This window comes from Bradyrhizobium sp. JYMT SZCCT0180, from assembly GCF_018130165.1.
Taxonomy (GTDB): Bacteria; Pseudomonadota; Alphaproteobacteria; order Rhizobiales; family Xanthobacteraceae; genus Bradyrhizobium.
On sequence record NZ_JAFCLZ010000012.1, the window covers coordinates 218405 to 243418 of the forward strand.

The window sequence follows — 25014 nt, forward strand, 5'->3', positions numbered from 1 at the left end:
AGAAGCCTTGAGCTTGTCTCTTGCCGCACTGCGGCAAACCGGCCGGAGCTCATAACGAAACGGCGGCGGTCAGGACCGCCGCCGTTCCAAGTTTATTCGGCTGCCATGCTCAGGTCGGTTTGAGCCCAGACGTTCCCAGATCGAAATCTTCGATCTCCTTCGTCCGCTGCGAGCCGGCCTTGGCCTGGTGGTCGGTCGCCATCCAGACATAGACCGCTGGCAGCACGAACAGCGTGAACAGCGTACCGATCGACATGCCGGAAACCACGACGAGACCAATCGAGAAGCGGCTCGCCGCACCTGCGCCCGTTGCGGTCAGCAGCGGGATCAGGCCGGTGACCATCGCCGCCGTCGTCATCAGGATCGGGCGCAGCCGGATCCGGGCCGCCATCTCGATCGCCGAACGCTTGTCGAGACCTTCCTTGAGCTGCAGTTCGTTGGCGAACTCCACCATCAGGATGCCGTGCTTGGTGATCAGTCCGACCAAGGTCAGCAATCCGACCTGGGTATAGATGTTGATCGTCGCCATGCCGAAGAACAGCGGGATCAGCGCGCCGACGATCGCCATGGGAACGCTGATCATGATCACCAGCGGATCGCGCAGGCTTTCGAATTGCGCCGCCAGCACCAGGAAGATGATGATCAGCGCGAAACCGAAGGTGATCGCAAGCTGATTGCCTTCCTGCACATATTGGCGGGAATCGGCCAGATAGTCGTGACCGAAGCCGGCGGGCAACTTCTTGGCTTCACCTTCGAGGAAGTCCACCGCCTGCCCAACCGTCACGCCCGGCATCGGCACCGCCTGGAAGGTCGCGGAGTTCAGCTGGTTGTAATGCGTCAGCGAATTCGGATCGGTCGCGGTCTCGATCGACACGATGGTCGATAGCGGCACCAATTGCCCCGTGTTGGTCGGGACGTAGTAACCGCCGAGCGATTCCGGCGACAGCCGCATGCCGCGGGGCACCTGCGGGATCACCTGATACGAGCGCCCCTCGAGGTTGAAGCGATTGACGTAATTGCCGCCCAGCAGCGTCTGCAACGTGGCGCCGACCTGCGCCATGTTGATGCCGAGATCGCTTGCCTTGGAACGGTCGATGTTGACCCGCACCACCGGCTGATTGAAGTCGAGGTCGCTGTCGGAGACGATGAACAGACCGCTCTTGCGCGCCGCGTCCTTTAGCTTGTTCATCTCCTCATAGACGGCCTGGAAGCCCGCGGTCGAATTGATCACCATCTGCACCGGCAGACCACCGGGCCCGCCCGGGAGCGGCGGCAGGTTGAACGCGAACGCCTGGACGCCTTCGATCTTGCTGATCTCCGCCTGTACCAGCGGCTTCAGCTTGATCGAGGAACGTTCACGCTCGTCCCACGGCTTGAGCAGCATGCCGGCGATCCCGCCCTGCGGCCCATTGATGCCATTCAGGACGAAGCGCAGGTCGGTTTCGGGAAATTTGGCAAACGCCTTGTCGAGCTTGTCGCCATAGAAGTCGACATAGTCGATGTTAGCGTATTTCGGCGCCTTGGTCACCGAGAACACAATGCCCTGGTCCTCTTCGGGCGCGAGTTCCTTGGCCGTGTTCATATAGAGGAACCCGACCAGACCGAGGATCGTCAGTGCGAACACGCCGGTGATCGGACGATAGTCGAGCGAACGATCGAGTTGCCTTCCGTACCAGCGCGTCATCGCACCGAACACCCGGTTGACGATCCTGGCGAAACGCCCCTCTTCGGCGCTCTTGAGCAGGACCGAGCACATCATCGGCGACAGTGTCAGCGCGATCACGCCGGACACGATCACCGAGCCCGCGAGCGTGAAGGCAAATTCGCGAAACAGCGAGCCGGTCAAGCCGCCGAGGAATCCGATCGGTGCATACACGGCCGCCAGCGTGATCGTCATCGAGATCACGGGACCGACGATTTCGCGCGCCCCCTGCAGTGACGCCTGTACGGGTGTTTTTCCCTCTTCCAGATGGCGATGGATGTTCTCGACCACCACGATGGCGTCGTCGACCACGAGCCCGATGGCGAGCACCATCGCCAGCAGCGTCAGCAGGTTGAAGCTGAAGCCCAGCGCCAGCATCAGGCTGCAGACGCCAATCAGCGACAGCGGTATCGTGACGACGGGAATGATGACCGAACGGAACGATGCCAGGAACAGGAAGATCACGACCACGACGATCAGCATCGCCTCGATCAGCGTGTTCTGCACCTCGTCGATCGATGACTGAATGAACTTCGTGGAATCGTAGGCCACCTTCATCTTCATCGAAGGCGGCAAGTTGCGTTCCAGCTCCGGAAACAGCGCACGCACGCCCTTGACCAGCGTCAACGGATTGCCTTGCGGGGTCGCCTGCACGCCGATGAAGATCGCGCGCTCGCCGCTGAACGCGACACTCGCATCGGTGCTTTGCGCCGCAAGTTCGACGGTCGCGATATCCTCGACCCGAACAAAGCCGCCGTCCTTGGACTTGACGATCATCCGCTTGAACTGATCGAGGCTCCGCAAGTCGGTATTGGTCGTAATGTTGGAGACGATGAAGTAGCCCTTGGCCTGGCCGGCGGCAGCCTGGAAGTTGTTGGCCTGGATCGCCGCCTGGACATCGCTCGGCGATACGCCGCGCCCGGCCATCTTGACCGGATCAAGCCACAGCCGCATCGCAAATGTCTGGCCGCCCAGAATGTCGGCCGACGCCACGCCGTCGACGGTCGACAGCACCGGCTGAACCACGCGCGTCAGATAGTCCGAGATCGCCGAACCGGACAACTCCTCGCTGGAGAAGCCGAGATACATCACGGCCGTTGTCTGACCGGTTGTCTTGGTCACGATCGGATCGTTGGATTCCTTCGGGATCAGATATTTGACCGAGTTCGTCTTGGCGAGAACTTCGGTCAGCGCCTGGTTCGGGTCGAAATTCAGCTTGATATAGACCTGGATCGTGCTCGTGCCCTGCACCGACGACGACGTGATGTAGTCGACACCTTCGGCGGAGGCGATCGCCTGCTCGATCGGCGTCGTGATGAAGCCCTGAATCAAATTCGCCGACGCGCCCGGATAGACGGTGGTGACGTTGATCACCGTGTTCGACAGCTTCGGATACTGCCGGATCGGCAAGACGCTGGCGGCCCGCAGACCGAGCAAGAGAATCAGCAAACTAACGACGACCGACAGAACCGGGCGCTTGATGAAGATATCAGTTAAGGCCATCGCTGGTTATCCAGTTCGAACATGTGGGCACGGTCCCTCCACGAGACCGATGCCTGAATCCTGATGTTGCAAACGCGGCCCTGCGGCCGCGTCACGTTCAATAGCGCGGCGGCTTCGCCGGAATCACAGGCGCCGGATCGGCCGAAACCGTCACCGCCGCACCCGATTGCAGCTTGAGCTGTCCGACTGCAACGACACGGTCGCCGGGCTTCAGCCCCTTCAGAATCTCGGCACGCCCGTCGATGCGGTTGCCGGTCTGCACGAAGGTGCGCACCGCCGTCAGGCTGGTCTTGCCGTCATCCGCTTTCTTCTCGGTGAGGAGATAGACGGAGTCGCCATACAGCGTGTAATCGACCGCGGTCTCGGGAATGGTGATGACCGCCGGCTTGTCCGGCAGCACCACCGTGGTGGTCGCGAACATGCCGGGCTTGAGGATGCGCTCCGGGTTGTCGATCGTCGCCTGCACGCGAATGTTGCGCGTGTCGGTAGCGATCTGCGGCTCGATGGTCGTGATCTTGCCCTCGAACTTGCGACCCGGATAGGCGTCGACCCCGATACGAACGATCTGTCCGACCTTGAGCGCGCCCGAGTCCTTTTCCGTCACGGTGAAGTTGGCAAACAGCCGCGACAGATCGGTCAACGACACGATCTGCGTTCCCGCCGTCAGGTACTGACCGACCTCGACCCTGCGAACGCCGAGCTCGCCGTCGAACGGAGCCCGCACCTGCTTTTGCGAGATGATGGCCTGGGTCTTGGCGATGCCTGCATTGGCCTGGTCGAACGCCGATTGCGCCTGGTCGACGGTTGCCTGCGGCCCGAACTGGCGGCTTGCCAGTTGCTTGGCGCGCTCCAGCGAGAGCTGCGCCATCGTCGCCTGCGCCTTGAAGCTGGCGAGGTCGGCCTGCTCGGGACCATCAAACAACTGCACCAGCGGGGTGCCTTCCTTCACGGTGGAGCCCGCGGTGAACATGATCTCGGTGATACGGCCGTTCAAATCCGAGGTGACATTGACCTGGTGCACGGCGGCGAGATCGCCAACCGCGGTCAACAGGTTGGGTATGACTTCGGACTTCGCGTCGGCAACGCTGACGCTGGTCGGCGGCGGTTTGTTGTTCGCGAAGAACTGCGCGATCATCTTGCCGCGGAAATAGTTGAACCAGACCAGACCGCCGACCAGCAGGCTCAGCAAGAGCCCGACGACGATGAACCAGCGCACCATGCGGACCGGACGCTTGCGCGCCTTGTCGCCGATCGGCTGACCCTTGAGGTGGCTTTCGGTTACGATATTCATTTCATGCACTTTCTGCAGTTACCGATTGTCCCGAATTCGGCGACGGCTCGTGGTCCAAATGCGTAGCAATTGCGGCTTCGTTGAGTCCGATGCCGCGGAGGATGAATTGGCAAAGCTGCCGTTCGAGATCGGCGGCGTTGCCGTAAGTGAGAACAGGCACCGCGGGAAGCCGCGACAGCGCGGCCATCAGCACGGTGTGATGCGCAAACCAGAACAGGTTGAGCGGTTCATCACCGATCTTCGACGCATCGCCCGCCGCCACCGCGCTTTCGAGCGATTCAGTGAATACGCTGCCGATCAGATCGCTGATCTTGGTATAAAGCAGCCGCGCGAATTCGCCGTCGTCGAGATGGCTCGTCGTCATCAGCCGCAGCCGCTGCGCCTCTTCCTCGTCGGGTCCGTCGCAGATCTGCATGAAATGCCCGACCATGCCCTTGATCAGTTCGACCAGCGTGCCGGTCGACGGCGGTAGGCCGAGCAGATGCGCCAGATCCGGATCGGCTTCGCACTCTTCCGCCAGGATCTCGGCATAGAGCGCCGCCTTGGACGGGAAGTGCTTGAACAGCAGCCCTTCCGAAATGGCAGCAGCCGCCGCCACGCTCTTGGTCGTGGTGCCGGCAAAGCCGTTGCGGGCGAAGCACCGCTTGGCAGCGCTCAATATCAATTGACGCCGTAAATCACTCGTCATGCGAAGGCTGGACATGGGCGTGTGAGTAATCACTCACCTTGACCGAGTCAAGGTTTTATTGCAGCGCAAACCGGGCATTTCGGCCCAGATCGGCTGCAATCCAGGGCTCGTCAGGTGTTCTCGCCGGGGGTGCGCGGGAATGCATTTGCATGTCGGGGTGCATATTGGACAGGACTTGTAGACCGCAGGCCGCCTGGCAAAAGCTCATAAGCCGCCTACCCGCTTCAATTTGAGTTGACCCGGCCCCCGGGACGGAGTTTAAATTAGTTGCACGTGCGACTAATTTAGGACTCGCCGGGCTTCACACCTTCTCTGTCTCGCAAAGAGTAAGACGCGCCATGAATTGGGATGCACGGGAGCTGTCGGCGAATTTCGATCTGGAGAAGCTGACGCCGGACTTCTATGCCAACCCTTATCCGACCTATCGCGCCCTGCGCGAGAACGAGCCGGTCAAGCGGCTGCGCAACGGCTCCTACTTCCTGACCCGCTATGACGATCTGGTCGCGGCCTACAAGGCGACCAAGGTGTTCTCGTCCGACAAGAAGAAGGAGTTTCTTCCAAAATACGGCGACAGCCTGCTCTACGAGCACCACACCACCAGCCTCGTCTTCAACGATCCCCCCGCCCACACCAGGGTGCGGCGGCTGATCATGGGCGCGCTGTCACCGCGCGCCATCGCGGCGATGGAGAGCGACCTGATCGGGCTGGTCGACGGCCTGCTCGACGGCCTCGCCGCAAAGGAAAAGGTCGACCTGATCGACGACTTTGCCACCGCCATCCCGATTGAAGTGATCGGCAATTTGCTCGACGTCCCCCATGAGGAACGCGCGCCGCTGCGCGACTGGTCGCTCGCCATCCTCGGTGCGCTGGAACCCGTGATCGGTCCCGAGGTGTTTGCGCGCGGCAACAAGGCGGTGAAGGATTTTCTGAGCTATCTCGAAATCCTGGTCGAGCGCCGGCGCGCAAAACCCGGCAACCCCGAGCGTGACGTGCTGACGCGGCTCATTCAGGGGGAGGACAATGGAGAGCGGCTGACCTCGAAGGAACTGCTGCACAATTGCATCTTCCTGCTCAATGCCGGCCATGAGACCACCACCAATCTGATCGGCAACGGGCTGGTGGCGCTGTCGCATTATCCGCACCAGAAGGCGCGGCTGATCGAAAATCCCGCCCTGATCAAGACCGCGATCGAGGAGATGCTGCGCTTCGAAAGCTCGAACCAGCTCGGCAACCGCATGACGGTCGAGCCGGTCGAACTCGGCGGCATCGCAATGCCGTCAGGCACGCCGGTGACGCTGTGCATCGGCGCCGCCAACCGCGATCCGCAGCAGTTCACCGACCCTGAAAACCTCGATATCGGCCGCACGCCGAACCGGCATCTCGCCTTCGGCACCGGCGCGCATCAATGCGCCGGCATGGCGCTGGCGCGGCTGGAGGGCGCGATCGCGATCTCGCGCTTCCTGGCGCGGTTTCCGGATTATGCGCTGAACGGCGAGCCGGTGCGCGGCGGCCGCGTCCGCTTCCGCGGATTTCTGAGCGTACCGTGTCAGGTCGGCGAAACCACGCGGGCATCGTAGGCGGCAGCCTGCTTAGGCCGTCGCCGGCTCGCCAGCGATCGCGCGATCGATCGCATCGATCAGCACCTGCATCTCCAGGAATTTGGCGCGCGCCCGCTCGGCCTTGTCGCGGTCGAATGGCGCCGCCAGCACCTTGGCGTGCGCATCGCGGTCTTCGAGCATGCGATCCCTCGCCTTCTTCAAATTGTCCAGTCGGTCGCTCATGCGGGCTCGCTTTGCTGTTGGCCGTATCGGCTCTGCCAGGGATTCGCTGCGGACCTTACGGCATGGCAGACCCGATCACGTGAAATAAATCGGGTTTGGCCGGAACGGCCTGTAGCTATCCTTCGGCAAATCGCTACCTTCAGGGTCGTTCAAAAGACATCATCAAATCGAAGGGAGGCCGGCATGGCCAAGGGTGAGCAACGCAGCAATCGCGAAACCAAGAAGCCGAAGAAGGAGAAGATCAAGACCATCGCCGCGGCGCCGAGCCAGAAGGGCGTTGGCAACCTGCAATCGGGCTTTGCCTCGGGCAAAAAGAAATAGCTTTCCGATCCCCGTGACAGGCTTCCGACCAAGCGGGTCATCCTGAACGGAAAAGGGGCGGCTCTGTTCACCGCTCGGGTTCCCGACTGTGGCTTGCCCTCTGTTGCTTGCCTCCTGCCCGTTGCCCCCTGTCGCATGCCTTGGGCCGGTAATTAACCCGCGGTTTACCATGTTTGCGTACCTTTTTTCGCACCGGCGTTTCGAAAAAGGGCCTCCCGTATGGCGTACCGCGCAAATCAGCAGCTTCGTGAGGACATCTGGGACTACCGCTACCCCTCCGCGCCCGCCCCGCTGCCCGACGAAGAAGAGAAAGTCGTCAGTTTTGCCCGGCAACCCGCGAAAGGACCCGGCACCACCGCGCTGAGCCTGATGCAGCAAGCCACCGAGATGTTCGAGGGCATCGAAAACCAGGCCCGCGAGACAGAAGCCCGCGCCCAGTCGCTGTGCAAGAGCGCCACCGAGCGGCTGCGGCTGGCCGAAAAACAGCGCGACGCTTCCGAGCGCTCGCGCCGCGACCTGATCAATGATTTCAATGCCCGGATCGAGGAAATGGCAAAGGCCATGCAGCGGGCCGAAAAGCGCATCGTCAGCGCCGAGGATCATGCGATCGCCGCCGAGTTCCGCGCGCAGGCCGCCGAGGCCCAGCTTCACAAAGCCAACCGCGAACTCGCCGCCATCGAAGACATGATCCGAAAGCGGCTGGTTTGAGCTACTCCCTGCCGTCGTCCCGGCCTTGAGCCGGGACCCATAACCACAGTCGTTCGTGGTTAGACCAGGCTGGCGCTCCAGCCTCTCTCAACAATTAACATCGGTGGCTATGGGTCCCGGCTCAAGGCCGGGACGACGTAAACCTAAACCACCGACCGGTGCCGCTCGATGCAGGTCCGCAGCACCTCGTCCATCGGCTTGCTCCACCACTCCTCCGAAAAAATCTCGATCTCGGAATAGCCCGCAAATCCCTGCGCCTCGACCGCTGCGCGCACCGATTTGATGTCGATGACGCCGTCGCCCATCATGCCACGGTCGTTGAGGATGTCCCTGGTCGGCACCAGCCAGTCGCAGACGTGGAACGCCATTAGCCGGTCCTTGCCGGCGCGCGCGATCTGCGACAGCAATTCCGGATCCCACCAGATGTGATAGACGTCGAGCGCGACACCGAGCGCGCCTGATCGTTTCGGATCGAGCGCATCGCAAAGATCCAGCGCCTGCTTTGTCGTGTTGACGCAGGCGCGGTCGCCGGCATAGGCGGGATGCAGCGGCTCGATCGCCAGCCGCATGTTTGCGCCCCTGGCATATTCCATCATCTCGGCGATGCCGTCGTGGACCTGATTGCGGGCTTCAATGATATCCTTTGAGACCGCACTGCCCGGCCGCGAATATTGCGGCAGTCCGCCGACGACCAGCACGATGCAGGGCGCGCCCAGCGCCTTGGCTTCATCGACGGCGCGGCGGTTATCGTCGCGTGCCTCGATGCGATGCGCGGCGTCCGACGTGAACATGCCGCCGCGGCAATAGCCTGTCAGTTCCAGCCCGGCGTCGCGCACCGCACGCGCGGCACGCTCGAGGCCGACGGAAGCGACCTGATCGCGCCACGGGTCGATGGCGCGGATGCCATGCCGCGCGCAGGCCTCGATGATTGCGACGAGATCGCCCTGCTTGCGCACCGTTGCCGTGTTCAGCGACAGCCAGCGATGGTCTTTCGAAAAATCCCGCATCAGGGCTCAACGCCGCGTGTCGCCAGTACGGTCTTCATCCGCCGTGTCGCCAGTTCCGGATTGGCGAGCAGGCCCGCCTGGTCGGCCAGCCGGAACAGTTCAGCCAGATGCAGCGTCGAGCGCGTGCTCTCCTGCCCGCCCACCATGGTGAAATGATCCTGGTGGCCGTTGAGATAGGCCATGAACACGATTCCGGTTTTGTAGAACCGCGTCGGCGCCTTGAAGATATGCCGCGACAGCGGCACCGTCGGCCCGAGCACATCGTGGAAGCCGGCCTCGTCGCCGGCCGCCAACCGCGACAGAGCGTAGGACGCCGCTGGCGCAATCGCATCGAAAATGCCGAGCAGCGCGTGCGAAAAGCCCTTGTCGTCGCCGGCGATCAGTTCGGCATAGTTGAAATCGTCGCCGGTATACATCTTCACATTCTTGTCGAGCCGGCGGCGCATGTCGATCTCGCGCTGCTTGTCGAGCAGCGAGACCTTGACGCCGTCAACTCTTGCAACATTCGCGTTGATGATACCGACTGCGGTGTCCATGGCTTGATCGAGGTTGGCCGTGCCCCAGTAACCGGCCAAAGCCGGATCGAACATGTCGCCGAGCCAGTGGATGATCACGGGCTCGCGGACCTGCGACAGCACGCGGTTATACACCTTGGCGTAATCGTCGGCGTTGCGTCCGATCTTGGCCAGCGCGCGCGAGGCCATCAGGATGATGCGCCCGCCGACCTTCTCGACCGCCGCGATCTGCTCTTCATACGCGCGGATCACGTCGTCGATCGACTTCGCATCCTCTATCGCGAGGTGGTCGGTGCCGGCGCCGGAAAACACCAACGCATTGCCCCTTGCTTTTGCAGCCTTCACCGAACGCTGGATCAATTCCAGCGAGGTCGGCCAGTCCAGCCCCATGCCGCGCTGCGCGGTGTCCATCGACTCGGCGACGCCGAGACCGAGGTCCCAGATATGTTCGCGGAACGCGATGGTCTTGTCCCAGTCGATCGCTGATGTCAGCCACGGATCATTGTCAGCAAAGGGATCGGCGACAACATGCGCCGCCGAGAACGCGACGCGGTTCAGCGTGCCTTCAAGCCGGGCCGGAAAGACCCGCGACGCCGCGAGGCGATAGGTTTCGACGGAACGGTTCGCGGTCGGCAACCTCACGGACAGCGACGAGACAGGCATGACCGGCTTGTTCATGGCTTCACCTCACACCTTGATCGGAGCGACGTCGATCCAGCGCCGTTCGCGCCAGCTCTGAAGTGCGCATTCGGCGAGCTGCACGCCCTTGGCGCCTTCCAGCAGCGTATACTTGTAGGGCGCGTCCTCGCAAACGTGGCGAATGAACATTTCCCACTGCTCCTTGAAACCGTTGTCGTAAGAGACGTTCTCGGGGAGCGTCTGCCAGTCGGCATAGAAATCATGCGTGCGCTTCTCGTCCGGATTCCACACCGGCCGTGGCGTGGCCTGCCGCGCCTGAATCACGCAATCGGTGAGCCCCGCCACCGCCGAGCCATGGGTGCCGTCGACCTGGAAGGTGACGAGGTCGTCGCGATAGACCCGCGTCACCCATGACATGTTGATATGCGCGATCACCCCGCCCTTGAGGCGGAACGTGGCGTAGGCGGAGTCGTCGGCGGTCGCCTTGTACTGCTTGCCCTTCTCGTCGAAGCGCTCAGGGATATCCGTGGTGCCGGTGCAGCTCACGCTCTCGACCTCGCCGAAGAGGTTGTCGAGCACGTAACGCCAGTGGCAGACCATGTCGAGGATGATGCCGCCGCCGTCCTCGCTGCGGTAATTCCAGGACGGCCGCTGCGCCTCCTGCCAGCCGCCTTCGAACACCCAATAGCCGAACTCGCCGCGCACCGAGAGCATGCGGCCGAAGAAGCCGGAGTCGCGCAGGAAGGCGAGCTTCTTCAGGCCCGGGAGGAACAGCTTGTCCTGTACCGTGCCGTGCTTGACGCCTTTTGCAGCGGCGAGCCGCAGCACCGCAACGGCCTCGTCGAGATTGGTCGCGATCGGCTTCTCGCAATAGACGTGCTTGCCGGCATTGATCGCCTTGGTCAGCAGCGTGGGCCGCGCCTGCGTGGTCGCGGCGTCGAAGAAGATGGTGTCGTCCTTCGCGGCCAGCGCCTTGTCGAGGTCGGTCGACCAGCGCGCGACGTTGAAGCGCTTGGCGAGACGTTCCACTTTATCTGCATCGCGGCCGATCAGGATCGGGTCCGGCATCATGCGGTCGCCGTTGCCAAGCACCACGCCGCCCTGGTCGCGGATCGCGACGATGGAGCGGATCAGATGCTGGTTGAGCCCCATGCGGCCGGTCACACCGTTCATGATCAGGCCGAGGCGTTTGGTCGTCATATCGCTTGCTCCTGCAAGGTTTTTGCTTTTGGTTGTTGAAGCGGCGGCAACGCCGACCACTCCGGATGTGCTGATGTCGCGAAGCCCGGCGCTGCCAGCGATCCCGTCAGCAGATCGCCGTCGTGGATCGACAGGCGGATGATGTTGCCGTCGCGGATGTAGAGATCGGGATGCGCGGCAAGAAACGCCTCGGCCTCGGCAGCGGGCGTCTCGGCAAATCCATCGACGTAATGGTGGCCGTTGCGCTCGGCATGGGTGACGCCGATCAGCGCGCCCAGCGCCAGATCCTGCTGCACACCGAGCCCGGCCTGACAGGTCAGGTCCTCGCCCGAGATGAAATACCGTCCGCCATCGGCGCTCCATTTCGCCGCGCGAGCGGCGTTGATGACCGATTTGTAGATGCCCTTGCACGACTTCGAGGAGATACCGCGATAGCCCAGCGCGCGCGCCGCAGGGAACGCATCATAGGAATCGTCGGCTTCGTCGATGATGAAATCGCGGCCGGTGAGCGCACCGAGCGGCGACTGCCGCGTGATGTCGCGCGGCATCGGCTGCTCGATATACAGCAGTTTTCCCGCGATCGGCTTCAACGCGCTGTCGCGGTCGAGGCGCTCGACCAGTGCGCCCAGCGCACCGAGATCGGCATATTGCTCGTTGGCATCCAGCGTCACCTTGTACGCATACGGCAGCTTCGCAAGTTCATTGCCGATCCGGATCAGGCGCGCCGCATCCGCCGCGGGATCGCCGTTCAGTTTCAGCTTGAAATAACGGGCGCCGGCGTTTTCGCTTGCGTCGGCGACGCCGCCCTCGCCTTCGACCTTGTCGTCCATGCCGACCGTATGCCGGATCGCGACGCGCTCCAGCCGCCGGCGACCCGCAAGGAACTGCGCGATAGCGTCATCTCCGAGATCGGGCGACAACCGCGCATCGATCCCGGCCACATTTGCGGCCATGCCGTCAAAGAAATTGGCGCCCAGCCCGCGCAGCAGCGCATCCAGGATCGCTTTGTCGATCTCGGCCGGCCCGAAGCCGGCGGCAAGCGGCGGGATATCCTCTTTCGCACAGGCTTCGACCTGCGCGGCGATGATGGCGGCGTGGTGACCGAACGCGGTGTCAAAGCCGGATCGCGCCAGATAAAGCTCGCGTGCGATCGCAAGCGCGCGGCGCAATCCGTCGATGGTTTGTTGCGGCGAAAGATGCGCGCGCTTGTCGAACCATTTCGAGGCCATCATTTCGGCGCTGGCGCCGATCGAAGTGCCCTTGCCTTCGATCTCGATTTCGGCGCGCACGAAAACCTGCACCGACGACGTGATCACCACGCTGCCGAACCGGAACGGCTTCGCGAACGGGATCGGCCGCTCGAAGAACGAAATATCCCGCACAGCGATGCGAGGAGGCATGGCGTTCTCCACTCTAGTCCAGCGCGCTTTGGGTGAAGAAGTGCTTTCGAATCCGCTGCACCAGTTCGGTGAAGGCGGGATCGGCCATCGAATCCAGCGAACGCGGGCGCGGCAGCGGCACGTCGTAGATCGCCGCGATCGCGCCGGGGCGTTCGGTCATGACCAGCACGCGGTCGGCCAAAAACACCGCTTCCGGTATCGAATGCGTGATCAGCAGCACGGTCTTGCCGGTCTCGCGCTGGATCCGCATCAGTTCGACGTTCATCTTCTCGCGTGTCATCGCATCGAGCGCGCCGAACGGCTCGTCCATCAGCATGATTTTTGGGTCGTGCACCAGCGCCCGGCAGATCGAGGCGCGCTGCTGCATGCCGCCGGAAAGCTGCCAGGGCAGCTTCTTCTCAAAACCTTCGAGCCCGACCATCTTGAGCAGCGCCTTGGCGCGCACGAGATATTCTTCGCGCGGCAGCTGCTTCATGTCGATCGGCAGCATCACGTTGCCGAGGATATTGCGCCACGGCAGCAGCAGCGCGTTCTGGAATACGATGCCGACATTGCCGTGCGGTTTTGTCACCTGCTCGCCTTCGACCAGGATCTCGCCGGTCGATGGCGCCAACAGGCCCGAAATCATCTTCAGCAGCGTGGACTTGCCGCAGCCGGACGGGCCGACCACGACAAAGAACTCGCCCTCGTTGATGTGAAAATCCAGCGGCTTCAGCGACGGCACATCGCCGTCGCGCGAGCGGTAGGTCTTCGATACGCCTGATAGCGTGATCCCCGGCGTGCCCGCGCCCGCCCGATCGGACACCAGCCGCAGATGCGCGGCGGGCTGATTGGCGTCGGTTGCTTTGGTCGCTGCGCTCATTCAGAGAATTCCGTTATCGAGATGCCCCCGTCATTCCGGGATGGTCCGAAGGACCAGACCCGGAATCTCGAGATTCCGGGTTCGATGCTTCGCATCGCCCCGGAATGACGACGTACAGCTACGACCCACCCTTCGGCAGATAGTCGTTCGTATAAAACGCTTTCGGATTGTCCTTCGCCTTGGCTTCGAGGCCCCCATACTCGACCATCAGATTGACTGTGTCGGTCATGTTCTGGTCGGTGACCTCGAACGGCCGCTTGTTCTTGGTTTCCGCCGTACGATACAGCGGGATCGTCAGCTCAAAGCCCTTCGTCAGCGTCTCAAGCTTGCCGCCCTTGGGGTTAGCGTCGAGGATCGATTGCGCCGCACCCTTTGCATCCTTTTCGGCGGCCTCGACGGCCTTGGTCGTCGCCGACATGAAGCGCTTGACGAGGTCGGCATTGGCCTTGACGAATTCGGTGTTGGCGACGACGCCCGAGCAGACCAGGTTGATGCCGTAGTCGGCGAACTTGATCGCGTTGACGTCCTTTCCGGTGGCGTCCTTGATCTTCATCGACTGGTCCATGACGTAGCCGAGCAGAAGGTCAGCCTGGCCGTTGATGACGGCGTTCAGCTTGGTCTGGCCGTCGCCGGCCACCGTCTGGAAGTCGCCTTCCTTCAGGCCGGTCTTCTTCAGGAACAGCGGCCAGATCTGGGTCATGGAATCGGCGGGCGTGATCGCCACCGTCTTGCCCTTGATGTCCTCGGGCTTGGTGATGTTCTTTTCGACGAAACCCATCGCCGACATCGGGCTGGTCTGCAGCAGCACGCCGGTAGCGACGATCGGCGCGCCCTTCACTGCCGCGCGCATCATGGTGGGCACGTCGACATAGCCGAAATTGGCGGTCTTGGCCGCAACGGCCTGCGTGGTCGCCGCCGAACCGCGGCCTTCCTGGATTTCGAGGTCGATCCCTTCGGCGGCATAGATGCCCTTGGCCTTGCCGTAATAGAACGGCGCGTGCTCGCCATAAACGTACCAGTTCAGCATCAGCACCACCTTGTCGGCGGCGGATGCGGGAAGCACTGAAAGCGCGGTCCAGATCATCGCGGCCGAAACCGCGGATATCACTCGTATCATTGTCGTCCTCCCGTTGGTGTTGGCTTGCGGCCCTTGGGTGGACCGCTTTTTCTGGGTTACAGTTTACGAAGCAAAGATGATGTCCTCGCGCTGGCTGACATGCCAGGGAATGACGAGGCTTTCGATCCGGTCGACGATCCAGAACAGGATCACGCCCATCAGCGCGAGAATCACCAGCGCGGCGAACATCGTCGGCAGATCGAAGGTGCCGATCGAGCGCTGCAGCACATAGCCGATCCCCGAATTGGAGCCGACGAACTCGCCGACCACCGCGCCGACCACGGCCAGCGTAATCGAGACCTTCAGGCCAGAGAAGATCGCGGGCATCGCATGCGGCAGGTTGACGGCGCAGAATACCCTGAAGCGGCTGCCCTGCATCGCGCGCGCCAGATCGACCATATCAGGATCGACCGATTTGAAGCCCTGCACCGCCGACACCACCACCGGAAAAAATCCCAAGAGAAACGCCGAGATCACTTTCGGGATGATGCCAAAGCCGAACCAGACCACGAACAGCGGCGCGATCGCGATCTTGGGCACGGACTGCGAAAACACCAGCAGCGGATAGACGTAGCTTTCCACCGTCTTCGATCCCGCGATCAGCATGGCGACGGGAATGCCGAACACGGCCGACAGCAGGAAGCCGCAGATCGTGGCGTAGGTGGTGGGCCAGGCCTGCCGCAGCAGTTCCGGCCAGTCGGTCCATAGCACGGCGACGACATCGCCGGGCGCCGGGATCTGGTAGGCGGGAATCCGGAACACGCGGATGGTCAGGTCCCAGATCACGACGATGAAAATCAGGAACAAAAACGGCCGCACCCACGCCGCGTTAAGCGCTTTGGTCACGCCGCTGGGGCCCCTTGGTTCGGCCACGTCTCGCTCCCTGATCAGCTTCTTGTCGGCGAGAAATTAACCCGTTGGATAAATACTGTCTAGTGGCCTCCCTGTGACATTTTGGGCCGAGGCGTCGTTCCCCGATGCGCAATTGCGCATCCGGGGACGCGCCGCTTGGTGCGAGCCCAGAATGACGGGGCGGATCCGGTTATTGAGAGGGCGGAAGTTTCTGGCAAAGCTCGGCCGCCTTTGCGACGCAAGCGCGCAAACACACATTCGGTGTCATCGTCCGCGAAAGCGGACGATCCAGTATTCCAGAGACGTCCGTGATAGGACCGATAGGCCGCGGCGTACTGGATCCTCCGCTTTCGCGGAGGATGACAGTGGAGGGACGACGCGATGTTCACACCGGCTGAATTGCCGCAGCCCGCAATCCCGCCGGCTTCGGCTTGCCGAAATCCGCGGTGGATTTTCCGGTCAGGGCCGCCAGCACCAGCGCGACCATGTGGGCGAGGCGCTCGTCCCGCGCCTCCTTCTTCAGGAGATCGCGGCCGAAGATCACGCTAAGCGTCGCGCTGTTCGACAGATAGAAGAAGCACAGGCCGGCGATCGAGATATAGAGCTGGACCGGATCGACCGCGACGCGGAAGTCACCGCTTTCGACGCCGCGATTGACCACGGTGCGGATCATCTCGACGAACGGCGAGTGCATCGATTTGACCTTGGTCGAGCGCTTGAGGTGGCGGGCTTTGGCAAGGTTTTCCGTATTGAGCAGCGCCAGGAATTCCGGATTGCGGATGAAATAGTTCCAGGTGAAATCGATCAGCCGTTCGATCGCCTTGGGCGGATCGAGATGTTCGAGATCGAGGGTGCGCTCCTCGGCGCGGATCTGCTCATAGGCGCCTTCGAGCACCTCAAGGTAGAGGTCTTCCTTGTTGCCGACGTGGTAATACAGCATGCGCTTGTTGGCGCCGGCATTGGCCGCGATCCGGTCGACGCGCGCCCCGGCGAGGCCGTGGGCGGAGAATTCCTGCTTGGCGGCCTCGAGAATGCGGATCCGCATGCCCTCGGGGTCGCGCTGCCATTTCAGAACACGTTTTGCCTTGGCCAATTCAATCGCTCGATAAACACATGATGTCTGCTGTAGCACGCATGGCGCGATTTGAGAACGTAGGGTGGGCAAAGCCACCGGGTCGCGCGAATGCGCGCCCGATGACAGGCTCCGCGTGCCCACCATCTTGCTTGCCGAAGCGAATGGTGGGCACGGCGCAAGCGCGCCTTTGCCCACCCTACGGCCGCTCACCCTACGGCTTCACCGACGGCTGTACCACCAGCGTCGGCACGCCGCAGGTGCCGTTGCGCACGGTCATCACCCGCGTGCCCGGCTTGCGGCCGGTGCGGACCTCGGAAACGTCGACACCGGCTGCGACCAGCCGCGCATGGGTGGCGTCGAGGTCGGCGACGCGCCAGCACAACCCGCGCAGACGGTCGTGCTGCTCCTGCGTTCCGGCTGCTGGCTTGCCCGGCCGGTGCGTAACCTCGACGATGAGATCGCCGCAGCGGAAGAACATCAGCCGGCCCCAGTCCGGATGCGAGCGGTCGAGCGCCATGTCGAGCCCGAGCCGCGCCCCATAGAGCGCGGCGGCCCGCTCGGGATCGGGCGTCGAGACCACGACATGATCCATCGCGGTGATCGATGCCGGGCCGGTTCGCACCGACAGCGGGCGCTCCTTTGCCAGTTCGAGGAAGAACATCCGGATGCCACGCGTCGCATCAGTGGCGGCGCGGGTGCGCTTCCACGACAAGGTCGCCTCCGTGACCGCATCGCGGCTTTCGACCTCGGCGACCGGCTCCGGCTTCAGGGTCAGCCGGTCGAGCCTGCGATGCAATTTCGCGACGTCGTTGGTACGAAAACAAAGGCTCGCCAGCCCCTCGCCCTGCGCCGCGAGCACGCCGCGAATGCGCTCCGCGGCCTCGCCGTCGCCGCTCGGCGCCATCAATTCCAGCGTCACATTATCGAGCGTGAACAACACGCGCTCGGCGCCGTCGCCACTGTTGCGCCAGGCCGGCGACCGTCCAAACAGCGACTGATAGGCGGCCTCGCCCGCCGAAATATCGCCGGTGAGAACGACCACGTGATCGAGACCTGTAATCACGGCAAGAGCCCTCCTCCTTTTGTCGCACCGCCCGGAACCCCGGGCAGCGGTCAGCCGTTATGGCGGGCATGCTGGAATGCCAAGGACGGTCCTAATCCCCTGACATGCCCTTCTCAAGCCGCAAACACGGCACGGTTGCGAATAATTTCAGCGAATGCGTCCGACAAGCGGTGCTAGTGTAGCGCGCCGGGCCGGATCCACCTTCAGCCCAATACTCTGAAGTACAATGACGGAAAACGAATGCAGGCCCTCTTCATCGGACAGACCTATATCGACGTTACCTTCATCACCGACCACATGCCGACCGGCGATGAAAAGCATGTGGCCTCGGCCTACGCGGTGTCGTTTGGCGGCAACGCCGTCACGGCGGCGTTCTGCTGCGCCAAGCTCGGAATCGTGCCGGACCTGATTGCGACCGTCGCCAACGACTGGCTCGGCCGCATGTTCTGGGACATGAGCGCGAAATACGGAATCTCGATCCATCCGCGCAAGGTCAACGCCTCCTCGCTGTCCTTCATCATGCCAAAGGACGGCAAGCGCGCCATCGTGCGTTGCCGCGACGACGAACACATTCACCCTTTTCCGATCCTCAATATCAAGGGATGCCGTGCGCTGCATATCGACGGCCACCAGCCGGACGCTGCCATCCATTACGCCAAACTATGTCGCGAATCCGGCATCCTGACATCGCTCGACGGCGGCGGCCTGCGCAGCAATACCCATGAGCTCCTGGAATTCATCGACGTTGCCATCGTCGCCGAGCGGCTGTGCGAACAGATGGACAAGACCCCGGAGACAATGCTGGATTATCTCAAGAGCCGAGGCTGCCGGGTCGGCGGCGTCACGCTCGGCGAAAAGGGCCTGCTGTGGTACGACGAGACCGGTTCGGTTCGCAGCCTGCCCGCACTGCCGATCCCGCGCGAGCGGGTGATCGACACCAACGGCGCCGGCGATGTCTTCCATGGCGCCTACGTCTATTCCTATTTGAGCAATCCCGGCAAAAGCTGGCGCGACCATTTCGAATTTGCGCGCGCTGCGTCGACCTTCAAGATCCAGCGGCTCGGCAACGAGGCGGGATTGCCGACGCTGACGGATATCGAAGTGGTCAAGATGGCGTTTGCGGCCAGCCCGTAACCGGATGAATCGGAGCTAGAGTATGGGGCGCGTCTTCGTCGCCGGCAGCATCAACATGGATGTGGTGGCGACCGCCGACCGTCATCCGCTCGTCGGCGAAACCGTCGCCGGCAAAGCAGTATTGTATTTCCCCGGCGGCAAGGGCGCCAACCAGGCAGTGGCGGCCGCCAAGCTCGGTGCGCCAACCACGCTGATCGGCCGGCTGGGAACGGATGCCTTCGGGCAACAATTGCGGACATTTCTCACCGCGCAAGGCGTTGACCTCGCGCATCTCACGGACACCGCCGTGGCCCACACCGGAACGGCGCTCATCACGATTGCCAATGCCGACAACACCATCGTCGTCGTACCCGGCGCCAATGCGCTTGTGAGTGCCGAGGATGTCGGCGCGCCCGTTCTCGCCAGGGGCGACATTGCGGTCAGCCAGTTCGAAATCCCGCTGCCCACGATCGCTGCATTCTTCAAGCGCGCCCGCGCTGCCGGTGCGACCACGATCCTCAACCCCGCGCCCGCGACCAGGTTCGGACGCGAACTGCTCGATCTCGTCGACATCCTCGTTCTCAACGAGACCGAGCTTGGGCTTCTCGCCGGCACCGAGCTTCGTGATACCGACGATGACAACAGCTTCATCGAAGCGGTCCGGTTGCTGCCGTCAAACCGTGATCAGATCGTCTGCGTGACACTGGGCAGCCGCGGCGTGCTTGCGATGATCGATGGTCAGCCGTCGATCATCGCCGGCCGCAAGGTGAAGGCGGTGGATACCACCGGCGCCGGCGATTGCCTTGTCGGCGCGCTCGCGGCGCAGTTGGCGGATGGAAAAGCCATCCGTGACGCCCTCGCCTATGCCAATGTTGCGGCGTCGATCTGCGTGCAACGGATGGGCGCAGCGCCCTCGATGCCGACGGCGACGGAAGTGGCGGCCATCATCTGACCCCTCTCCGTTACGTTCGCGTCAGGGCATCGAAACGCAGCCGTCACTTCAACGACTGCAATTCGTCGTACTGCGCCCGCGTCCACCCGGCGCCGGCGGCGGCATCATTGTGCAGCGGAACCGCTGCTTGCCGGAATGCCTCGCGATCCGGCTCGACCACGGTCATGCCGAGATTCTTGAGCTGTGTCGCCAAAACCCGTTCGGAAGCCTCGATCGCCTCCGTCGCCTTCGCGGCCGCCTCCTTCATCGTATCCGAAAACAGCTTCTGCTCGTCGGGCTTCAACTTGTTCCAGACGTGGCTGCCGATCACCGTCACCATCGATTCCGTGATATGGCCGGTCAGCACGATGTGACTCTGCACCTCGTAGAATTTCTTGGTCATGATCGTGGGCAGCGGATTTTCCTGACCGTCGACCAAACCTTGCTTGAGCGCATTATAGACATCGGAAAAGGCAACAGGCGTGGCGCTGGCGCCGACGGATTTCGCGAACATCAGGTTGAGCGGCGCCGGCGGCACGCGCAGCTTCATGCCCTTCATGTCCTCGGGCTTGCTGATCGGCTTGTTGGCGGTGACATGACGCTGCCCGTAATAGGTCAGCGCGAGGATCTTGTGCCGTGTCTTGTCTTCATAGTCCTTCGCAAGGTCGGCAAACAGCTTGCTGGCGCGGTAGGCCTTCCAATGATCGAAATCGCGCAGCATGAACGGCGCGCCGGTGATGCCGAGCGGCTTGTAGGTTGCCGCGACGAAGTTGATGCCGACATAGACGATATCGACGGTGCCGAGCCCAAGCCCCTCATTGAGCTGGTTCTCGTTGCCGAGCCGGGAAGCCGGAAACACCTCGATATCGAATTTGCCGCCGCTTCGTTTCCTGATCTCGCTCGCCGCCCACAGGGCTTCGGTGTGGTAGGGCTCGGTGATCTCGTAGACATGCGCCCATCGCAGCTTGGTCTGGGCCGAGGTCGGGCTGGCCATGACCATGGCTAGGATGACGGCGCTGCATAGCATCAGACAGCGTGTCCAGGCGGACATGCTACCCTCCCCGATTGACTCACCGAAGCCTCTGACGGGCCTGCAGCAGCGTTGCCGAAATGGTCCGCCGATGCAAGTGGACCGACGGCGCGCCGGCTTAGGTCAGCGCGCTCTTCAGATCGAAGCTGCTATCAGCCGCCTGCTCCGGCCCGATCGAGCCGTTGGCGGCCAGCAGGCGCCGTCCGAACATGTGATCCCCAGCGCGGTTGACGGATTCGATACCGACAAGTTGCCCGGACTTGTAGCAGAAGGCGGAGAACGCCCCCTGCCCGCGATCGCCGCGCACCACCACCTGGTCATAGCCCGTCGTCAAACCCGCGATCTGAAGCTTGTTGGGACCCTGGTCGCTCCAGAACCACGGCAGCCCGTCATAGACTTTGGCATCGCCGGTGAGCCGCGCCGCGACACAGCGCGCATGGTCGGTGGCGTTCTGCACGGATTCCAGCCGCAGCGATCCGCCGAAGCGCGGGCTGGCGTAGAGCGCGCAATCACCGACCGCCGAGATATCCGGATCGGCCGTCAGCAGATGTTCGTCGACGATGATGCCGGCCGCTACCGGCAGGCCGGCTTCGGCCGCCAGTTCGACATTCGGCAGGACGCCGACCCCGACCACCACGAGATCGGCAGGCATATGCCGGCCATCGCTGAGGCTGACGCCGGTAACATTGCTGCCGGTGCTTTCGATGCTCGTGACCTGCACGCCGAGATGAATGCGAATGCCGGCCGCCGTGTGGCTCGACTGGAAGAATTCGGAGATTTCCGCGGTCACCGCGCGCGCCATCACGCGGGTGCCGAGTTCGACCACGTCGACTTCCAGGCCCTTGCCCCGGGCGGTCGCGGCGAATTCCAGTCCGATGAAACCGGCCCCGATCACGACGACGCGCTGGCCGGATCCGATCCGGTGCCGCAACGCCTCGCTTTCGTCGAGGGTGCGCAGATAGCGTACGCCCTCCAGATTGGCGTTGGGGATGTCGAGCAGGCGATTGCGCGCGCCGGTCGCCAGCACCAGATGGCCGTAGTCGAGGAAGGAACCGGAGGCGAGCAACAGCTTATGCGCCCTGCGGTCGATCGACACCGCGCGGTCGGAAATCAGGTCGATCTTCTGGTCGGAGAAGAATTTTTCCGGCCGGAACATCAGGCTGTCAGGCCCGCCGGTTCCCTTTAGATAGGCCTTGGACAGCGGCGGCCGCTGGTATGGCAGATGGCCCTCATCGTTCAGAAGCGCGATACGCTCGGCAAAGCCGTGCTGGCGAAGCGAGGCCGCAACCTGAAAGCCAGCATGTCCGGCGCCGACGATGACAACAGGACCTTGCACGACAGGCCCTTGCAAAACCGGTCCTTGCGTCATCGGGACAACCCAATTGCAGGCGCACAGGAATTACCCATGTCGTCTCCTCTCACTGCTGATGTTGGCTTTCGCCTCGTGAGAGCGGCGCTCGTGTCCGCGTCCCGAACGATGGGCACCCCCATTAAGCCCAAAGGTTTGGCAACGCGCAAGGGCATCCCTGCCCCGGAAGGAAGGATAAGGCCGCATGCTGCGGCCGGGTCCGGGATTGTCTCCCCCAGGCTTCTGCTATTTAAATGCGCGGCGTCCGTTCCGCCCGGAGGATTTTCCGATGACGACACAAGATCATACCGCCGCCCCATCCGATGAGCCGGCACGGCTCACGATCGAAGGTCCGATTGCGACCATCACGCTGAACCGGCCCGCGGCGTTCAACTCGATCGACCTGTCAATCGCCAAAAAGCTGGAACAGCTTGGCGCCGAGGTCGAGGGCAATGACGCGATAAGAGTGCTGGTGATCCAGGGCGAAGGCCGCGCCTTCAGCGCCGGCGGCGATCTGCAGACCATCGGTGCTGCGGCAGCCGCAGACACCATTGCGCCCGTGGTCGGCGAACTCTTGAAGCACTATCACGCCTTCATCGAAACCATCCGGCGGATGCCGAAGATCGTGCTGTCGAGCGTTCACGGCTCGGCGGCCGGCGCCGGCATGGGCCTCGCCTTCGTGACGGATCTTTGCATCGCCGCCGAAGATGCCCGCTTCACGCCGGCTTACGCCAAGATCGGCGTGTCGCCGGATGGCGGCAGCACCGTCGGCATGGTCGGCACCGTCGGCACCCGCCGCGCGCTGCAGCTGTTTCTCGCTGAAGACAGTTTTTCGGCGCAGCAGGCTTACGATTGGGGCCTGGTCGCCCGGGTGGTTCCCGCAGCAGAGCTGAAGGCGGCGACGCAAAAATTCGCCGAGCGATTGGCGCAGAACCCGCCAGCGGCGATCAGCGGGACCAAGTCACTGGTCTACCAGGCCGCGGTGACGCCGGTGCGCCAGCAGCTCGATGCCGAGGAAGAGAAGATCATCGACGCCATGCTCACCGATGATTTCCGTGTTGCGGTGAAGAAGTTTACCAGCAAGGGGAAGTAGTCGATCGCCGCAGCGCCAGGCAAACCAGTCGAACGCATTGGGCTCCTTAGCCCTTCCCTTCGCCGCGCATGAAATCGAAATCGCAGCCTTCGTCGGCCTGCAGGATGGTTTCGTTGAACAGGTGCGCGTAACCGCGCCTGGCCCAGTCGGGTGTCGTTGGCGGCGCCAGCGCGGCGCGGCGTTTTTCGAGTTCGGCATCGTCGACCAGGAGATCGATGCTGCGTTTGGCGACGTCGAGCCGGATCATGTCGCCGTTCCTCACCAGCGCCAGCGGACCGCCGACGGCGGATTCCGGCGTGATGTGCAGCACGATGGTGCCGAACGCCGTCCCGCTCATGCGCGCGTCCGAGATCCGGACCATGTCCTTGACGCCCGTGCGGCCGAGCTTCTTTGGAATCGGCAGATAGCCCGCTTCCGGCATGCCCGGCGCGCCTTTCGGCCCGGCATTGCGCAGCACCAGCACGTCGTCGGCATTGACGTCGAGCGCGGGATCGTCGACCCGCAGCGTCATGTCTTCAACGGACTCGAACACGACCGCACGGCCGGTATGTTGCAAGAGTTTGGGGCTTGCCGCCGAATGCTTGATCACGGCGCCGCGCGGCGCAAGGTTGCCGTGCAACACCGCCATCGCGCCTTCCGGCTTGATCGGATTGCTGCGGGGACGGATCGCATCCTGCCCCGGCACTTCTTCAGCGTTGGCCACGACATCGCGCAGGGTCGCGCCGGTAATGGTTTTGGCATCGAGGTCGATGAGGTCGCCGAGCTGCGCCATCAGCTTCGGTAGGCCGCCGGCGTGATGGAAGTGCTCCATGTAATGCTCACCCGACGGCTTCAGGTCGATCAGGACAGGCACCTCGCGGCCGAGCTTGTCAAAACCTTCGAGATCGATGCGGTGTTTGGTGCGGTTGGCGATGGCGGTCAGATGAATGAGGCCGTTGGTCGAGCCACCGATCGCCTGCAGCACCACTTGCGCGTTCCGGAAAGACGACGCGGTCAGAAACTCGCTCGGACGCGGCCCCTTCGCCTTGGCCAACGCGGCGGCGACCTTGCCGCTCGCTTCGGCGGAACGGAAGCGTTCGGCGTGTGGCGCCGGAATCGTCGCGCTCATCGGCAAAGACAGGCCCAGCGCTTCGGTGATGCACGCCATTGTGGACGCCGTGCCCATCACCATGCAGGTGCCGACCGATGGCGCGAGGCGGCCGTTGACGGCTTCGATCTCGACATCGTCGATTTCGCCGGCGCGGTATTTTCCCCACAGCCGCCGGCAATCGGTGCAGGCGCCCAGCACTTCGCCCTTGTGATGCCCGACCACCATGGGCCCTACGGGAATGACGACGGTTGGCAAATCGGCACTAACCGCGGCCATGATCTGCGCAGGCAGGGTCTTGTCGCAACCGCCGATCACGACGATGGCGTCCATCGGCTGGGCTCGGATCATCTCCTCGGTATCCATCGCCATCAAGTTGCGCAGATACATCGAGGTCGGATGCGAAAAACTTTCTGCGATCGAGATGGTCGGAAACACCATCGGCATCGCACCGGTCAGCATCACGCCGCGCTTCACCGCCTCGATGATCTGCGGCACGTTGCCGTGGCAGGGATTGTAGTCGCTGTAGGTGTTGGTGATGCCGACGATCGGGCGGTTGAGCGCGTCGTCGGAATAACCCATCGCCTTGATGAAGGCCTTGCGCAGGAACAGCGAGAAGCCAGCATCGCCATAACTTGCCAGTCCCTTGCGAAGTCCGTCATCAGCCATCTTGTTCTTCCCTATCGCT

Annotated in this window: 22 protein-coding genes; 6 read left to right on the top strand and 16 right to left on the bottom strand. The window is 62.9% G+C overall.

All coding sequences use genetic code 11. The annotated features are described in order from the left end of the window. Positions 1-109 precede the first annotated feature (109 nt). The 3 genes from JQ641_RS19310 to JQ641_RS19320 form a co-directional block, all read right to left on the bottom strand. Positions 110-3205: a MexW/MexI family multidrug efflux RND transporter permease subunit gene (locus JQ641_RS19310; RefSeq protein WP_211997560.1), complete on the bottom strand. Its 3096-nt coding sequence runs from the start codon at positions 3203-3205 to the stop codon at positions 110-112. A gap of 97 nt (positions 3206-3302) precedes the next feature. Further along, a complete protein-coding gene (locus JQ641_RS19315) occupies positions 3303-4496 on the bottom strand; it encodes an efflux RND transporter periplasmic adaptor subunit (RefSeq protein WP_211997561.1) in 1194 nt (397 codons plus the stop codon). A gap of 1 nt (position 4497) precedes the next feature. Beyond that, positions 4498-5199, bottom strand: a complete 702-nt coding sequence (locus JQ641_RS19320) for a TetR/AcrR family transcriptional regulator (RefSeq protein WP_211997562.1) — start codon at positions 5197-5199, stop codon at positions 4498-4500. Between the two features lie 323 nt (positions 5200-5522). Between JQ641_RS19320 and JQ641_RS19325 the strand changes: the two genes are divergently transcribed. After that, positions 5523-6761, top strand: a complete 1239-nt coding sequence (locus JQ641_RS19325; protein WP_211997563.1) for a cytochrome P450 — start codon at positions 5523-5525, stop codon at positions 6759-6761. Positions 6762-6773: 12 nt separating this feature from the next. On the opposite strand, the gene JQ641_RS19330 is transcribed toward JQ641_RS19325, so the two are convergent. Next, positions 6774-6965, bottom strand: coding sequence for a hypothetical protein (locus JQ641_RS19330; protein WP_211997564.1), 192 nt, complete (start codon positions 6963-6965; stop codon positions 6774-6776). A 183-nt stretch (positions 6966-7148) separates the two neighbouring features. Here JQ641_RS19330 and JQ641_RS19335 point away from each other — a divergent pair, with 183 nt between their 5' ends. Both JQ641_RS19335 and JQ641_RS19340 read left to right on the top strand, forming a co-directional pair. After that, positions 7149-7286 carry a hypothetical protein gene (locus JQ641_RS19335; protein WP_211997565.1) on the top strand — a complete coding sequence of 46 codons (138 nt, stop codon included), beginning with the start codon at positions 7149-7151 and terminating at the stop codon, positions 7284-7286. 219 nt (positions 7287-7505) lie between these two features. Next, positions 7506-7994, top strand: coding sequence for a hypothetical protein (locus JQ641_RS19340; RefSeq protein ID WP_211997566.1), 489 nt, complete (start codon positions 7506-7508; stop codon positions 7992-7994). Positions 7995-8137: 143 nt separating this feature from the next. On the opposite strand, the gene JQ641_RS19345 is transcribed toward JQ641_RS19340, so the two are convergent. From JQ641_RS19345 to JQ641_RS19385, 9 genes are all read right to left on the bottom strand, one after another. Then, positions 8138-9001: a sugar phosphate isomerase/epimerase family protein gene (locus tag JQ641_RS19345; protein ID WP_211997567.1), complete on the bottom strand. Its 864-nt coding sequence runs from the start codon at positions 8999-9001 to the stop codon at positions 8138-8140. Beyond that, complete coding sequence (locus JQ641_RS19350; RefSeq protein WP_211997568.1) at positions 9001-10194, bottom strand: dihydrodipicolinate synthase family protein; 1194 nt, start codon at positions 10192-10194, stop codon at positions 9001-9003. Before JQ641_RS19350 ends, JQ641_RS19345 begins: the two co-directional genes overlap by 1 nt. A 9-nt stretch (positions 10195-10203) precedes the next feature. Further along, positions 10204-11355 carry a Gfo/Idh/MocA family protein gene (locus JQ641_RS19355; protein ID WP_211997569.1) on the bottom strand — a complete coding sequence of 384 codons (1152 nt, stop codon included), beginning with the start codon at positions 11353-11355 and terminating at the stop codon, positions 10204-10206. Then, a complete protein-coding gene (locus JQ641_RS19360) occupies positions 11352-12755 on the bottom strand; it encodes a mandelate racemase/muconate lactonizing enzyme family protein (RefSeq protein WP_211997570.1) in 1404 nt (467 codons plus the stop codon). The genes JQ641_RS19355 and JQ641_RS19360 overlap by 4 nt, the downstream gene beginning before the upstream one ends. A 13-nt stretch (positions 12756-12768) precedes the next feature. After that, entirely contained in the window at positions 12769-13617 is an 849-nt protein-coding gene (locus JQ641_RS19365) for an ABC transporter ATP-binding protein (protein WP_211997571.1), read from the bottom strand. 118 nt (positions 13618-13735) lie between these two features. Further along, a complete protein-coding gene (locus tag JQ641_RS19370; protein WP_211997572.1) occupies positions 13736-14734 on the bottom strand; it encodes an ABC transporter substrate-binding protein in 999 nt (332 codons plus the stop codon). A gap of 63 nt (positions 14735-14797) precedes the next feature. Further along, positions 14798-15607 (bottom strand): ABC transporter permease, encoded by an 810-nt coding sequence (locus tag JQ641_RS19375; protein WP_211997573.1) that lies wholly within the window; start codon positions 15605-15607, stop codon positions 14798-14800. A gap of 364 nt (positions 15608-15971) precedes the next feature. Further along, positions 15972-16679, bottom strand: a complete 708-nt coding sequence (locus JQ641_RS19380) for a TetR/AcrR family transcriptional regulator (RefSeq protein ID WP_211997574.1) — start codon at positions 16677-16679, stop codon at positions 15972-15974. A gap of 193 nt (positions 16680-16872) precedes the next feature. After that, positions 16873-17724 (bottom strand): VOC family protein, encoded by an 852-nt coding sequence (locus JQ641_RS19385; protein ID WP_211997575.1) that lies wholly within the window; start codon positions 17722-17724, stop codon positions 16873-16875. A 240-nt stretch (positions 17725-17964) separates the two neighbouring features. Here JQ641_RS19385 and JQ641_RS19390 point away from each other — a divergent pair, with 240 nt between their 5' ends. Further along, positions 17965-18858 (top strand): sugar kinase, encoded by an 894-nt coding sequence (locus tag JQ641_RS19390; protein WP_211997576.1) that lies wholly within the window; start codon positions 17965-17967, stop codon positions 18856-18858. Between the two features lie 22 nt (positions 18859-18880). Further along, positions 18881-19789 carry a ribokinase gene (locus tag JQ641_RS19395; protein WP_211997577.1) on the top strand — a complete coding sequence of 303 codons (909 nt, stop codon included), beginning with the start codon at positions 18881-18883 and terminating at the stop codon, positions 19787-19789. Between the two features lie 43 nt (positions 19790-19832). Here JQ641_RS19395 and JQ641_RS19400 read toward each other — a convergent pair whose 3' ends face one another. Further along, positions 19833-20819: a sialic acid TRAP transporter substrate-binding protein SiaP gene (locus JQ641_RS19400; RefSeq protein WP_211997578.1), complete on the bottom strand. Its 987-nt coding sequence runs from the start codon at positions 20817-20819 to the stop codon at positions 19833-19835. A gap of 97 nt (positions 20820-20916) precedes the next feature. Continuing rightward, positions 20917-22167, bottom strand: a complete 1251-nt coding sequence (locus JQ641_RS19405; protein WP_211997579.1) for an NAD(P)/FAD-dependent oxidoreductase — start codon at positions 22165-22167, stop codon at positions 20917-20919. Positions 22168-22435: 268 nt separating this feature from the next. On the opposite strand from JQ641_RS19405, the gene JQ641_RS19410 reads away from it, so the two are divergent. Continuing rightward, complete coding sequence (locus JQ641_RS19410; protein ID WP_211997580.1) at positions 22436-23239, top strand: enoyl-CoA hydratase/isomerase family protein; 804 nt, start codon at positions 22436-22438, stop codon at positions 23237-23239. 46 nt (positions 23240-23285) lie between these two features. Here JQ641_RS19410 and JQ641_RS19415 read toward each other — a convergent pair whose 3' ends face one another. Beyond that, the gene (locus JQ641_RS19415; RefSeq protein ID WP_211997581.1) at positions 23286-24995 is read right to left on the bottom strand and encodes an IlvD/Edd family dehydratase; all 1710 of its coding nucleotides are present in this window, start codon (positions 24993-24995) and stop codon (positions 23286-23288) included. Between the last annotated feature and the right edge of the window lie 19 nt (positions 24996-25014).